General features: G+C 69.3%; 12 protein-coding genes. 4 read left to right on the top strand and 8 right to left on the bottom strand.

Translation table 11 applies throughout. The annotated features are described in order from the left end of the window. Positions 1-104: 104 nt before the first annotated feature. From ABZ805_RS27860 to ABZ805_RS27845, 4 genes are all read right to left on the bottom strand, one after another. Entirely contained in the window at positions 105-1,034 is a 930-nt protein-coding gene (locus tag ABZ805_RS27860) for a patatin-like phospholipase family protein (protein WP_358446456.1), read from the bottom strand. A gap of 61 nt (positions 1,035-1,095) precedes the next feature. Beyond that, the gene (gene arfB / locus ABZ805_RS27855; protein ID WP_358446453.1) at positions 1,096-1,527 is read right to left on the bottom strand and encodes an alternative ribosome rescue aminoacyl-tRNA hydrolase ArfB; all 432 of its coding nucleotides are present in this window, start codon (positions 1,525-1,527) and stop codon (positions 1,096-1,098) included. 28 nt (positions 1,528-1,555) lie between these two features. Beyond that, positions 1,556-2,656, bottom strand: a complete 1,101-nt coding sequence (locus tag ABZ805_RS27850) for a 3-deoxy-7-phosphoheptulonate synthase (protein WP_358446450.1) — start codon at positions 2,654-2,656, stop codon at positions 1,556-1,558. 116 nt (positions 2,657-2,772) lie between these two features. Continuing rightward, positions 2,773-4,131, bottom strand: coding sequence for a serine hydrolase domain-containing protein (locus tag ABZ805_RS27845; protein ID WP_358446447.1), 1,359 nt, complete (start codon positions 4,129-4,131; stop codon positions 2,773-2,775). A 95-nt stretch (positions 4,132-4,226) separates the two neighbouring features. On the opposite strand from ABZ805_RS27845, the gene ABZ805_RS27840 reads away from it, so the two are divergent. Further along, on the top strand, positions 4,227-5,183 hold the full coding sequence (locus ABZ805_RS27840; RefSeq protein WP_358446444.1) for a CPBP family intramembrane glutamic endopeptidase: 957 nt from the start codon (positions 4,227-4,229) through the stop codon (positions 5,181-5,183). A gap of 249 nt (positions 5,184-5,432) precedes the next feature. On the opposite strand, the gene ABZ805_RS27835 is transcribed toward ABZ805_RS27840, so the two are convergent. Beyond that, entirely contained in the window at positions 5,433-7,505 is a 2,073-nt protein-coding gene (locus tag ABZ805_RS27835; RefSeq protein WP_358446462.1) for a transglycosylase domain-containing protein, read from the bottom strand. Positions 7,506-7,915: 410 nt separating this feature from the next. Here ABZ805_RS27835 and ABZ805_RS27830 point away from each other — a divergent pair, with 410 nt between their 5' ends. After that, positions 7,916-8,296: a hypothetical protein gene (locus ABZ805_RS27830; RefSeq protein WP_358446442.1), complete on the top strand. Its 381-nt coding sequence runs from the start codon at positions 7,916-7,918 to the stop codon at positions 8,294-8,296. A gap of 15 nt (positions 8,297-8,311) precedes the next feature. On the opposite strand, the gene ABZ805_RS27825 is transcribed toward ABZ805_RS27830, so the two are convergent. The 3 genes from ABZ805_RS27825 to ABZ805_RS27815 all read right to left on the bottom strand — a co-directional run bounded on the left by ABZ805_RS27825 (position 8,312) and on the right by ABZ805_RS27815 (position 11,398). Beyond that, entirely contained in the window at positions 8,312-8,704 is a 393-nt protein-coding gene (locus tag ABZ805_RS27825) for a hypothetical protein (protein WP_358446459.1), read from the bottom strand. 401 nt (positions 8,705-9,105) lie between these two features. Beyond that, a complete protein-coding gene (locus ABZ805_RS27820) occupies positions 9,106-9,792 on the bottom strand; it encodes a DUF6319 family protein (RefSeq protein WP_358446440.1) in 687 nt (228 codons plus the stop codon). Positions 9,793-9,904: 112 nt separating this feature from the next. After that, positions 9,905-11,398 carry an NAD(P)/FAD-dependent oxidoreductase gene (locus ABZ805_RS27815; protein WP_358446437.1) on the bottom strand — a complete coding sequence of 498 codons (1,494 nt, stop codon included), beginning with the start codon at positions 11,396-11,398 and terminating at the stop codon, positions 9,905-9,907. 99 nt (positions 11,399-11,497) lie between these two features. Here ABZ805_RS27815 and ABZ805_RS27810 point away from each other — a divergent pair, with 99 nt between their 5' ends. Continuing rightward, positions 11,498-12,127 (top strand): TetR/AcrR family transcriptional regulator, encoded by a 630-nt coding sequence (locus ABZ805_RS27810; RefSeq protein WP_358446434.1) that lies wholly within the window; start codon positions 11,498-11,500, stop codon positions 12,125-12,127. Between the two features lie 250 nt (positions 12,128-12,377). Further along, positions 12,378-13,136 (top strand): hypothetical protein, encoded by a 759-nt coding sequence (locus ABZ805_RS27805; RefSeq protein ID WP_358446432.1) that lies wholly within the window; start codon positions 12,378-12,380, stop codon positions 13,134-13,136. Positions 13,137-13,414 lie beyond the last annotated feature (278 nt).

Here is a 13,414-nt window from a genome sequence, read left to right as displayed (position 1 = left end):
ACCCTCGGGGAGATCGACGGTGATCTCGCCGCCGCGCTGAACTCCGCGATGTCCGGCTGGCAGGGCGCCGCCGCCGACAACGCCCACGGCGGCATTGCTCCGAATCAGTTGGGAGTTAGGGCGGTTTGGTCGTCGTGCACAGGCCGCCCCCAGTTGTCGACCACACCCGCAGGCACCGGTCGAGCCCCCGGATACCAGGCGCCCGCGATGCTCCAGGCCGCTTCGATGAGCGCGGTGGAGTGCGCGAACGAGTAGGGCGAGAGCCCGACGGTGCTGGGAGCGGGCAGGATGTAGAGCTCGCATCGGGTGGAGTTGAGCTGCATGTCGAGGCGTGCCGCGGTGAGCATCGCCGCTCCGAGCGCGGCCCCGCTGACGCCGCTGACGGATCGGGGCGGAATCGGCGGAGTCGGGGCATTGGCGGGGACGTGCCCGCCGCGCTTCCCGAACCGGCGGTCGAACGGCTCTCCACCTCCGCACGGGAGCACGAACACCCGTTCCGCGCCGAGTTCCACGGCCCTGCTGATCGGCATGAACGCGGCGACGCCGCCGTCGACCAGCCATTGGCCGTTCACCTGGAACGGCGGGAAGAGGCCGGGGATGGAGCAGGAGGCGACGAGCGGCGGCAGCACCGGCCCGCGGTCGAAGTAGACGGCGCTGCCGGTGTCGACGTCGGTCGCGGTGACGGTCAGCGGGATCTCGGCCTGCTCGAACGTCCGGTACGGGAGGGTCCGGTGGATCCACCGTGCCAGTCCGGTGCTGGTCATCAGGTGGTTGGTGATGCCGAGCTTCCCGGCGAGTATGCGTGTGGGCTGGATGGGGAAGATGTCGGAGCGCCGCATCGTGCCCCACAGCGCGCGCAGTTCGTCCGCCCCGCGGCTGGACGGGTCGCCGGCGAGCCAGGCGGCGTTCAGCGAGCCCGCAGACGTGCCGACCAGGAGGTCTGGTCGGACGCCTGCTTCGAACAGCGCGGTGGCCAGACCGGCCTGGATCGCTCCGAACGTCGACCCACCAGGCATCACCCAAGCTGTGCGCATGAGCGTCACCCTCTCTGCTCGTCGTGCGTTCGAGGCTAGCCGGGTTTGCGGGGTGAGCGCTTCAGCTGTCTCCCGGGTCACCTCGACGGCGCCACTGCTTGACCTGGCCGCGGCGCTTCTTGGCGGCCATGCGTCGCCGTCGTGATCCGGCGGTGGGTTTGGTGCGGCGTCGGGTCGGCGGGTCGGGCGCGATGGCTTCGGCGAGCAGGTGCGCGAGCCGTTCGCGCGCTGCGGTGCGGTTGAGCAGCTGGCTGCGGTGTTCGGATGCGGCGATGGTGATGGCGCCGTTGACCAGCCGGGATTCCAGCCGTTCGAGCGCTCGTCGCCGATCGTGCTCGGGCAGGCTGGATCCGGCCAGATCGAAGGTGAGCTCGACACGGGAGTCGGAGGTGTTGACGTGCTGCCCGCCGGGACCGGAGGAACGCGAGAACCGTTCGGACAGCTCGGCTGCCGGCACGGTCAGCCTGGGTGTGATGCGCAGATCTTCGGGCACCGTCCCAGCATGGCCGCACCGGCGGCGTTCAGGCCAACTGCAGCCAGTTCGCCGAGTCACACGTCCGCCGGGACGCCCGCACGGATGCGGCGAGGTCGCACAGCACCACCGCGGTGTCGTCCCAGCCGAGGCAGGCATCGGTGATGCTCTGGCCGAAGCGCAACGGGCGGGCCGATCCGACGTCCTGCCTACCTTCGACGAGGAAGCTCTCCACCATCACGCCCCGGATGGCCGCCGTGCCGCTCGCGATCTGATCGCCGACGGCCGCCACCACCGACGGCTGCCTGGTGTGGTCCTTGCCGCTGTTGCCGTGGCTGGCGTCCACCACGACGGCAGGTGAGATGCCCGCCGAGCGGAGCTTCCCCACTGCCTTTCGCACGGACGTGACGTCGTAGTTCGGGCCGGTCGCGCCGCCGCGCAGGATGATGTGCGCGTCCGGGTTGCCGGTGCTGCGCACCCAGGTCACAGCACCGTTCGCCCCGGACGCGAGGAAGCTGTGCGGGTGCCGGGCTGCGACGATCGCGTCCACCGCGGCCTGCAACGAGCCGCTGGTGCCGTTCTTCATGCCGATCGGCATCGGCAGCGCGCTGGTCAACTGCCGGTGCACCTGGCTCTCCACGGTGCGCGCGCCGATCGCGCCGTAGCTGACCAGGTCGCCCAGGTAGTCGGGGGCGATGGGGCTGACCCACTCGGTCGCGACCGGGAGGTCGAGTTCCGCGAGGTCGAGCAGTAATCGCCGCGAAGTGCGCAGCCCCGTTTCGATGTCGGCGCCGCCGTCCAGACCTGGGTCGGCGAGCATGCCCGTCCAGCCGATGGTGGTGCGAGGTTTCTCCAGGTAGGCGCGCATCACCACCAGCAGCTCATCGTTGAGTTCGGCGGCGAGTTCGCGCAGGCGACTCGCGTACGACCTGGTCGCCGCGGCATCGTGCAGCGAGCACGGGCCGACCACGGCGAGCACGCGATCGTCGTCGCCGGCGAGCACTCGAGCGATGGACCTGCGCCAGGCGGAGATCCTGGCGGTGGTCGCCTGATCGGCCGGGATCTGGGCCGACAGCTCGGCCGGCGAGGTGACCTCTACGACGGACTTTCCGGACACGGGCACGACGTCGATCGACGGATGCACGGACATCCCACCTCCCAAAACCAGGGAAGCCTAACCTAATTCGATCGCGGTCGGGTGTGAGCAAGGGAACCTTTCTGCCACTGGTGACAGAAAGGTTCCCTCCCTCATCTCCGCGAAGCGGTTCAGTGCGCGGGGGTCCAGCCCGCCACCCCACCCGGCACCGGCGCCTCGGAGTCGTACGGAGTGCGGGTGAAGATGAAGGTGTTCAGGTTCAGGTGGGTGACGGTCCCGTCGCCGGACCGGCCGACCTGGAGCTGTTCACCGGAGTAGTACCCATCCAGCCCGATCCACCGCCCGGCGTGATCCCGGCGGAAGCGGGACGCCCTGCCTCGTCCTTGCCACGGCACCAGGTCGAGCAGGCCATCGGGCAGGATCCGCAGCACGTAAGGCGACGGCCCCCAGAACCACTGCCCGGTCAGCTCGAGCAACCCGGTCTCGACTTCCGGACTCGGAGCCCAAGGCGCGGGGATCCGCGGTTCGTGCGCTTCCAACAGGTCGAACAAGTCGGTCACCAGTGCCGACGAGACGCCCGCCGTGGTGTTGGCCATGAAGATGACGCCGGTCCGCTCCGCGGGATCGGCCATGACGGTGGCGAGGAAGCCGGGCATCGACCCGGTGTGCCCGGCGAGCCTGCGCCCCTGATGCCTGATCAACTGCAGACCCAGCCCGTATCCGGCGCGCCAGACATCGCCGTCGTCGACCGCACCGGCCGCGCGCATTTCGGCGACCGTGTCGGGGTGCAGGACCTCACCGGTCTCGCCTGCGACGAAACGAGCCCACCGGAGCATGTCGTCCAAGGTGGACCACAGCTGCCCGGCGGGTGCCATGGCACCTCCGTCTTCGGCCGGTTCCGGCAGCAGCACGTCGGCCCACGGGTGGACCGCCCATCCGCTGGCGTGCGGGGAATCCGGGTGGAAGGTGGTCCTGGTCATCGCGAGCGGGGCGAGGATCTCCTGCCGGACCGTCTCGTACCAGGATCGGCCGCGCAGCCGGGCGACCAATTCGCCGAGAACGCCGAAACCGGTGTTGGAGTAGTGGAATCCGTGCCTGGGACGTGGCCGGATCGCCTGCTCATCGACTCCGGTGAGCAGTTCCTCGACCGGACCGCCCTCGGTTCGTTCCCACCAGTCCCCGGCAGGCTCCGCGCTCATCCCGCTGGTGTGCGAGAGCAGGCGGGCGATGCTGCGGTTTCCGACGGCCGTGCCGGGCACGTACTTGTCGAGCTCGTCCTCGAGGTTCAGCAGGCCTTCGTCGCGGAGGCGCAGCACCGCGACGGCGACGAGCGATTTGGTGATGGAGCCGATCCGGTACTGCGTGTCCGAGGTGGGCGCCGCCCCGGCGACCAGGCCTCGGCTTCCCGTCCAGAGCGTTTCGCCATCGCGGACGATCCCGGCCATCAGCGACGGCACTCGGTTCTGGCTCTGCTCGACGGCCAATCGCCTGAGCAACGCTCGTTCGGTGGAAGGCAGCAAGCTCGTCATGGCGCCCATGCTGTCACGGACATCGGGGTGAGGAAGGGAACCTTTCTGTCACCCGTGGCAGAAAGGTTCCCTTCCTCTCGTGGAAGGAGTGTGGGGTGGTTGGCAGGATGGAGCGCGTGGGCGATCGGGTTGATGTTCGTGGCGTGCTGACTTTCGTCGGGTTGACCTACGCGTTGACGTGGGCGTTGACCGTTCCGATGTGGGTGACGGGGACGGGGCTGACCTGGGAGTGGGCTCCGCTCCTGCTGGTGGTCATGATGTTCGTGCCCGCTGTGTCGGCGGTCGTCGTCACGAGGTGGATCAGCCCGCGGCCTGCCCCGCTCCGCGAGTTGGGGGTCACCGGCCCGGGAATCCGGACGTGGTGGGGACGTGCGCTGCTCGCTTGGCTGGCACCGCCGGCGCTGATGCTGCTCGCTCTGCTGCTGGGCGCGTTGTTCGGCGTCTACCAGGCGGATTGGACGGGGTTCTCGGGTCTCTCCGAGCAGCTCGGTGCGTTCGGCGAGAACTCGCCGCCGGCTTCCTCGTTGGCGCTGATCCAGTTGGCGCAGGTGTTCTTCCTCGGCTGGCTGAACGTGATTCCCGCCGTCGGCGAGGAAGTGGGCTGGCGCGGTTATCTGACGTCTGCCTTGTTGCCGTTGGGGCAGCCGGCCGCATTCCTGGTGACGGGCGTGCTGTGGGCGTTGTGGCACGCCCCGCTGCTCGTCCTCGGTTACAACTACCCGAACGCCCCGGTGGTCGTCGCCTTCATCATGATGGGCTGTTTCTGCAGCTTGTTGAGCGCGCTGCTGGGTTGGCTGCGGTTGTCGACGGGGAGCGTGTGGCCTGCGGCGATCGCGCACGGGTTCGTGAATGCGGCCGCCGGGTTCGGCCTGCTGTTCAGCGCTGCGGGAAGTCCGGTGAACAACGTGACGTCCGGGTTGCTCGGCTGGTCCGGGTGGATCGTGCTGGTATTGGCGATCCTGGTGCTCGTGCTGCTCGGGAAGCTCCCGGTTCCGCTCCCGGATGAGGAGCCCGGTTTGACTCGCGGCGTTCGCAGGCTCAGCCGTCGCTGAGCAGCCGAAAGATCGAGTCGCCGAACGTCCGGCTCGGCATTCGAGGAAGGGAACCTTTCTGCCACATCCGCGATGAAGGGTTCCTTCCTGTCACGCCTGCGCCGGAGATGTGCTCCCCCGTTGCGTTCGCGAGCAAGGGAACCTTCCTGTCACTCCTGCGGTGAAGGGAACCTTCCTGTCACCGCGGGGCGGGAGCGAAGAGGGGCCGCCCGCACTCGGCGGACGGCCCCTCTTCGGCTCAGTTCACGATCACGGCGCGGGTGGCGGCCCACCCGGCAGCGGTGCGACCGGCAGGTCCTGGTGGATCCGGTTCATCGCGTCGAACCAGGTCCGCGCAGGCACCTTGCCACCGAAGATGTTGCCGTCGCTGCACAGGAACGGCGGTGCGTCGCCGCCGGCGTCGCAGATGCCACGGGGGCGGGAACCGTCGGCGTAGGTGAGGACGGCACCGGCCATCTGGGGGGTCGCGGCGAGGAACGCGGCGGACTTGCTCTCCTGGGTGGTCCCGGTCTTGCCGATCATCGGCCGGGTCCAGCCCGCGGCCGCGGCGGCGGCCTTGGAGGTGCCTTCGGTGTCGTCCTTGCTCATGCCTTGTGCGAGCTGTCCTGCGATTTCAGGTGCGAGCACCTGTTCGCAGGGCGCTTCCTTGATCGGCACTTCGTTGCCGTTGCGGTCGTGGATCTCTTCGAGCGGCGTCGGCGGGCAATAGGTGCCGCCGCTCATGATGGTGGCGGCGACGTTGGACAGCTCGAGCACGCTGGTGGGCGTGTAGCCGAGGGTGAAGGCGCCGCGCTTGTTCTTCTTGACGGCTTCGGCTTGGGAAGGCCCGTTGGAGCCGTCCTTCTTGAGGGTGGAGCCCGCGCTGTTCACCCCGTTCATCCCTTGCCGCAGGCCGAGCCTGGAAGCCATGTCGACGACGTTGTTGAGCCCGACCTTCTCCTGCAGCGCGACGAAGCCGGTGTTCGGCGAGGTCGCGAGCGCCATCTGCAGGGTGCGGTCCCCCGGCCGGACGCCTTCGGCGTTGCCGACGGTGTACGGGTTGGTGCCGTTCTTGTAGACGCTGGACGTGTAGGTGGCGGGCACCGGCACGTTGTCGGCGATGGTCATGCCCTGCTCGAGGGCGGTGGCCGCGGTGAACACCTTGTAGATCGACCCGGCGCCGAACGGCTGCACCCGGCTGACGATGTCGTAGGCGGTCTGCCCGGCGGCGGAGTCGTTGCCGAAGTCGCGGTTGGCGACGAGCGCGCGGACCTTGTGCTTGTCCGTGCCGGGTTCGACGACGGCCATGGCGTTGGCGATGCCGTCGGTCTGGGTGGGCACCTGCTTCTTGGCGGCTTCCTTCGCGGCGTCGCTGGCATTGCGGTCCAGCGTGGTGCGGATGGTGTAGCCGCCGGTCTCCAGCTCGTCGTCGTCGATGCCGGACTTCTCCAGGTAGTGACGCACGTATTCGCAGAAGAACCCGTCGGTCGTGCCGTCGCCGATGCCGACGCAGCCGTTCGGCGGGCGGCCCAGCTGCGGAGTGAGCCCGAGCGGCTCCTCCTTCGCGACCTTGGCGTCCTCTTCGCTAATCCGCAGCCGGTTGTGCGGGTCCGTCATGAGGTCGATGACGAGGTTCCGGCGCTCCATCGCCTCGTCCGGGTTGGTCCGCGGGTTGAGCGATCCGGGCTGGTTGACGATGGCGGCGAGCAGGGCGGACTGCGCGATCGTCAGCTTGTCCGGGGTGGTGCCGAAGTAGGTCTGGGCGCCCGCGCCCACGCCGAAGGTCTGGTTCCCGACCGGCACCACGTTCAGGTAGCCGGTGAGGATCTCCTCCTTGGTCATGGTGCGTTCGAGCTCAACCGCGATCTTCGCTTCGCGGAGCTTCCGCGCGATCGTCGTCTCCTTGGCCTTCTCCGCGTCGACCTCGTTCTGCGCGACCACGTGCACCAGGTAGTTCTTCACGTACTGCTGGGTGATCGTGGAGGCGCCCTGGGCGGTGCCGCCGGTGCTGACGTTCTTGGCGAGCGCGCGGACGGTGCCCTGCCAGTCGACGCCGTCGTGATTCCAGAAGCGCTTGTCCTCGACCGAGGTGATCGCGGCCTTCATGTAGCCGGAGATCTGCTCGGGCTTGGTCTCGACCCGGTAGTCCTTGAAGAAGTAGGCGATGGGCTCGCCGTCCTTGTCGGTGACCACCGACACCTGCGGCATGTCCCGCTTAGCGAGCGAGCTGGACATGCTCGCCATCGCGTCGGTGGCCTGGTTGACCACGGTTCCGGCGCCGGTGGCCATCGGCATCATGAGGAACGCCACCAGCACACCGGCCAGTACGCACAGCCCGAACATCTTCAACAGCACGCCGCTGCGCACGCCTGCCCCAATCACCGCATGTCCATGACGACCTGATCTCGACCGCTGACCGCAGGCCCGGGTAGGTGCGCCAGGGCGGCGGTTCCGAACGTTCCGGGAGGCGCGGCGGCTCTGCCGTGAGATCGCCGAACCTGCTCCATCGGTCCCTCCGTTGATATCACACCGGCCGGTTGCGCCCGACCTCCGGCCGACCTTCCGGAACCCGCGTTCCCCCTGGCACCGCCAGGAAAATCCGCCGCGCGGCGCAACCGCCGCATACCTCCGCCATCGGACATCACGACAAGTGGTCCCGGGTGCGCCCGAGACTGGCCGGACGGGCCGGAACCCGCACGCGGCGCGTGATCGGACGCTTACACTGAGGCTCGATCAACCGTGTGGAGGGGCTGATGGTCGACCCGTTCTTCGATTCGCTGGCGAACGCGCTCGGCGGGCAGCTCGCCGTCGCGCTCGGCGCCGCCGCGCAGGGCGCCGTGGACAAGGTCCGGAATCTGCTGCGCCGCCGCGGCGATGCCGACCCGGAGACGATGGCGGCGCTCACCGCCGCCGAGCAGCCCTCGGCGGGCGAGCCGCAGATCAAGGCCCTGGCGGAGCGACTGGACCAGGTGGCGCAGCACGACCCGGAGTTCGACGCGGAGGTGCGTGCGGCAGGTCAGAACGTGCACGCGGAGCTGTCCGCCTCGCACAGCCGCGTGGTGAACCAGAACACCGGCGAGGTACGCACCCTCGTGCAGACCGAGCAGATCAACGGCGACATCACGTTCAACTGAGCCGCCGGCCGAGGGTCAGCCCTGGCGGTCCGCCCGGTCGAGCTCGGCGAGGTAGCGGTTGTACTCGGCCAGCTCCGGGTCCTCGTCCGCACCCACCGAACTCGCCGGCGGCGGCACCAGGGGGCGCCGCCGCGACCGCACCGGCTCCACCGGCGCCTCGGACTCCGAGACGGGTTCCGGCACCGCGGCCGGCGCTTCGCGGCCGCCGCGCAGCTCCATCCGGATCAACCACACCCACATGCACACGGTGAACACGCCGAACAGCGGCCACTGCAGGGCATAGCCGAGGTTCTGGAAACTGCCCCCCGCCTCGTGCGCCCGGTCCCACTGCCACCACGCCAGGAAGCCGGTGGCGATCGCCGCCGCCACGAACAGCGCGTGCAGCGACAACCAGCGCGGGGTCAGCATCCGTCTCACGCCACGATTCTAGGCGCCCGGTGGCGCGCGCCGTCAGGCGCGCAGGGCGGGCGAGCAAGGGAACCTTCCTGTCACCGGTGCGGCGGGCGGCGCCCGGTGGCGTGGCCTTGATCTGCGCGGACGCGCCCCACCGCGAGCTCCACGGTCCGGTTCGAGGAAGGGAACCTTCCTGTCATCGGTGCGCAGAAGGGGACCTTTCTGCCACCCCCCGGGCACAGGCACCCGAGCACATCGGTACGGCGAGGAAGGGAACCTTTCTGCCACCAGTGCGCAGCAGGGAACCTTCCGGTCACCGCTGAGCGCGGAGCACTCCCGCGCACGCCGACCACCGAGGAAGGGAACCTTCCTGTCACCAGCGCGCGGAAGGGAACCTTCCTGTCACTCCGCCGACGTCAGTCGCTGAGCTCGTGCAGCATCCGCTGCGCCTCGGCGAGCTGGCGTTCGAGCTGCTCGACGCGTTCCCGCTGCTGTTCCCGGGCGGCTTCCAGCAGTGGTTCGACGGCGGAGGCGACTTCTTCGTGCAGGGATTTCGCGGCTTGCGCCACGGCGGAGGTGGACACGGGGGTCGGGCGCAGCACGCGCTTCTTGCCGGTGCTGACTTCGACGTTCCACTGCCCGGCCTGGTCCGCGGTGAGGATCACGGTGGCGCCCGCGGGCGGCTTGGGCTTGCGCCGGTTCGCCGCCGGAGCGGGCTTCGGGGTGTCGTCGGGCACCGGCGTCGGTTCCGGTGCTTTCGCGGGTGCCTTCGCGGCGGGCTGCGGTTCCGGAGCCTTGGCCTCGGCCCGCGGCGGTTCGGGGGTGCGGGCGGCGGCGACGGTGTCGGGTTCTTTGCGCTTGCGCGGTGGTTTGACGACGGTCACCTCGGCGGCGGAGAAGGACAGCACGTCCTTGGATCCGGCCGGGCGGATCTGGATGAAGTCGCCTTCGGCGGGGTCGTCGAGGGCGACGACCTTGCCGGAGCGTCCTTCGGGCACTCCGACGGCGGTGGCGGTGAACCACACGGTCGGAGTGCCGCCGGAGGTGAGTTCGTCGCGGAGTCCGCTGATCTCGTCGGACGTCAGCGTGCGGGCCTGTGGCATCGGAGCCCCTAGCTCAGGGTGCGCCCCGTCCTCCGGCCCCACACCGGGTGAAGTCAGCCGGGGCTGTTCCAGCAATGACGACTGCCACTATATCGAACGCCCGTGCGAACCATCAACGGTGTCCTGGCGCGGCGGTGACCTCGAAGTCCGCCGGGTCGGCCTTGCGGGTGCGCAGCCAGTAGTTCCAGGTGAAGCCGGGCCAGATCGTGCGGTTGACGCCGTTGACGTCGAGGTACCAGCTCTGGCAGCCGCCGGCGGACCAGACGGCGTCGGAGAGCTGGTGCTGGATCTTGTCGTTGAACTCGTCCTGCACGGATTGGCGCACGTCGACCTGGTCCACGTCGCCGCGCAGGATCGGCCGCAGGCAGCTGAGCACGTAGTTGATCTGCGATTCGATCATGAACACGACGGAGTTGTGTCCGAGGCCGGTGTTCGGCCCGAGCAGGAAGAACAGGTTGGGGAATCCGGAGACGGTGACGCCCAGGTGGGCCTGCATCCCGCCCTTCCAGGCGTCCTGCAGCTTGCGGCCGCCGCGGCCGACGATCTCGAGGTGGTCGAACGCGTCGGTCACGTGGAACCCGGTGCCGTAGATGATGGCGTCGACGGCGTGCTCGTCGCCGTCGCCGGTGACGATCGAGTTCTCCTTGACCTCGGCGACGCCGTTGGTGTGCAGGTCGACGTTGGGCTTGTTCAGCGCCGGGTAGTAGTCGCTGGAGAGCAGGATCCGCTTGCAGCCCATGGAGTAGCGCGGGACGACGGCTTCGCGCACCTTCGGGTCCTGCACGACGCCGCGGATGTAGCGCTTGGCGAGGTGCTCGGAGAACTTCCCGAGCAGCTTGCTGCGCAGCACGGCGACGGAGCGGAGTTCGAGGATCCAGTAGACGGCGGTGCGCGCGATGCGCTGCGCGAAGGGGACGCGGCGGAACAGGGTGCGGATGCCGCGCGGGATCTCCCGGTCGGGCTTGGGCTGCACCCACGGCGGGGTCCGCTGGAACAGGTGCAGTTCGGCGGCCTGCTCGGCGACCTCGGGCACGAACTGGATGGCGCTGGCGCCGGTGCCGATGACGGCGACGCGCTTGCCGTCGAGGTCGTAGTCGTGGTTCCACTGCGCGGAGTGGAAGACCTCGCCTTGGAAGCGTTCGATGCCGTCGACTTCCGGGTAGCTGGGGATGTGCAGGGCGCCGACGCCGGAGACGAGCGCGCGGCCGACGTATTCGGTGCCCGCCGCGGTGTGCACGTGCCAGGAGCGCTGCTGCTCGTCGTACTCGGCGCCGGTGAACTCGACCCCGTAGTGGATGTGCTCGCGGATCCCGTACTTGTCGGCGCAGTGCTGGAGGTAGTCGTGGATCTCCTGCTGCTGGGCGAACAGGCGGGACCAGTTCGGGTTCTGCTCGAAGGAGAACGAGTACATCAGCGACGGGACGTCGCAGGCGCAGCCCGGGTAGGTGTTGTCGCGCCAGGTTCCGCCGAGATCGTCGCTCTTCTCAAGGACGATGAAGTCGTGGATGCCCGCTTCCTTGAGCTTGATCGCCGTGCCGATGCCCGCGAATCCGGTGCCCACGATGACGACGGACGTGTCGTACCGCTGTGCCGACGCCTGTGTCATTCCAGCCCTCCCTGATCGACCACCTACCTGCAAGTAGCCTACTATGAGTAGGTTACCTCCGGTAGGGTTCGGCGAGTCGATTCTCGATAAGGTCGCACCGTGAACGTGCACCACGCCGACGACCACTCCGCCCCGACCGGACGCCGCAAGCGCCTCCCCCGAGCGGAGCGGGAACAGCAGATACTGGCCGTCGCCGAGCAGGTGTTCGCCACCAACGGCTACCAAGCCAGCTCCATGGACGACATCGCCCACCGGGTCGGCCTGTCCAAGCCGATGCTGTACGAGTACTTCGGCTCCAAGGAGGGGCTGCTGCTCGCCTGCGTCGAACGCGCGCGCCGCGAACTGCTCGACGCCACCACGGAAGCCGCCGCAGGTGCCGGCGAGGACGCCCACCAGCTGCTGCACGACTGCCTGCTCGCCTTCTTCCGGTTCGGCGACGAGCACGCGCAGCCCTGGGCGCTGCTGCGCACCGAGGCCGCCATCCCGCTCGCCACCGTCAACACCGCGCTCGAAGCCACCCGGCAGCAGCAGACCGACCTCACCGCCCGGCTGCTCGAAGCATCCCGCCCCGAACTGGACCAGGAACGGCTCGAAGCGTTCGCCGAGTCGATCATCGGTGCCTGCGAACGGCTCGCACTCTGGCGCGACAAGCGCCCCGAGATCACCGCCGAAGACGCCACCCGGCACCTGATGGCCCTGATCAGCCCGAGCCTCGTCGCGCAAGCCTGAACCACCGCGCGTCACCACCCGCCGGACGAGCAGGCGAAAACCACTCGATCGGGCGGCATCCACCATCGAGGGATCAAGACGAACTCCTAAAGCGCCGATGTGGAGCGCGTTGATCGTCCGGAGTTGAGGCGTGACCCGATCGGGTCGCCGTCACCCGCACCGGGCGACTGCACGAGGTTCCCGTCCCGGCATCGCACCCCGGCGCCGGGCCGGGAACCGAGCCCCACCCGCGACACAAGGAGAACTGATCTTGCGCCCCTGGACCACGCGCACCCTGCAAGCAGCCGTCGTGGCCGCGGGATTCGCCGCAGTCGGGGCAGGCACCGCCTCGGCAGCGCCCACTCCCGACCTGGCCAAGCCGGACCTGTCCACGGTGCCCGACACCATCGGTGCCACCGTGCCGGTGAACGCCTGCAGCGCGCAGGACGCTCCGGGCTTCAACAACACCAAGGCGCCCTGCGTCGACGCGCAACTGAGCGCCGAAGCACCCAACGTCGTCAAGCAGGTCGGTGCCGACATCGTCACCACCACGCACGGCATCGCCGGTGAACTCCGCGATGGCCGGCAGCTCGACGAAGCCAAGCTCACCCGCATCTCCCAGCACATCGGCGACGAGCGGCTCCGGGTCGAAGGACTCACCAAGACCCGGCCGACCGTCGGCTTCGACGTCCAGCCGGACCACACCGGCATCGTCGACTCGCACGCCCCCGGCGGCGGGTTCCTCGAAGGCGAGATCGGGCCGCGGCAGCCCGACCACCAGGGCGTGTCCACCGCGGACACCGCTATCGCCCTCACCGCCGCGCAGGGCTACACGATCGGGCCCGCCGCCCGGGCGGACGAGCTGCTCCAGCACGACTACCGCGGCGCCGACCTGCCGAAGGTCGGGGACGTGGTGCCCGCCGCGGGCAAAGTCGCCGAGATGACCAAGGCCGACGAGCTCACCGCCGTGCCCGGGCAGATCGTGCACGGCGTCGCCACCGGGCTGCCGCAGCTGCCCGGACAGCGCTGATCTGAAGAAGGGGTGCGCCGCGGAGCGCACCGAACGCGAAAGAGGGGCGCCGGACCAGTGGTCCGGCGCCCCTTTCGCGCGCCCGGGAACGGTGCGAGCAAGGGAACCTTTCGGTCACCGGTGACAGGAAGGTTCCCTTGCTCGCACGCTCCGGGTGTCCCGTGGCGGGGGTCCGCAGCGCGCGGTGGTGCGTGGCGACCTGGGCGAGCAGCAGGTCCAGCACGGCCGGCGCGCGGTCGGCTTCGGGCAGCGCGGCGAGGGTGGCCCGCAGCCCCGGC

Source organism: Saccharopolyspora sp. NPDC047091 (assembly GCF_040643635.1).
GTDB lineage: Bacteria > Actinomycetota > Actinomycetes > Mycobacteriales > Pseudonocardiaceae > Saccharopolyspora_C.
This window is presented reverse-complemented; position numbering and strand designations above follow the sequence as displayed.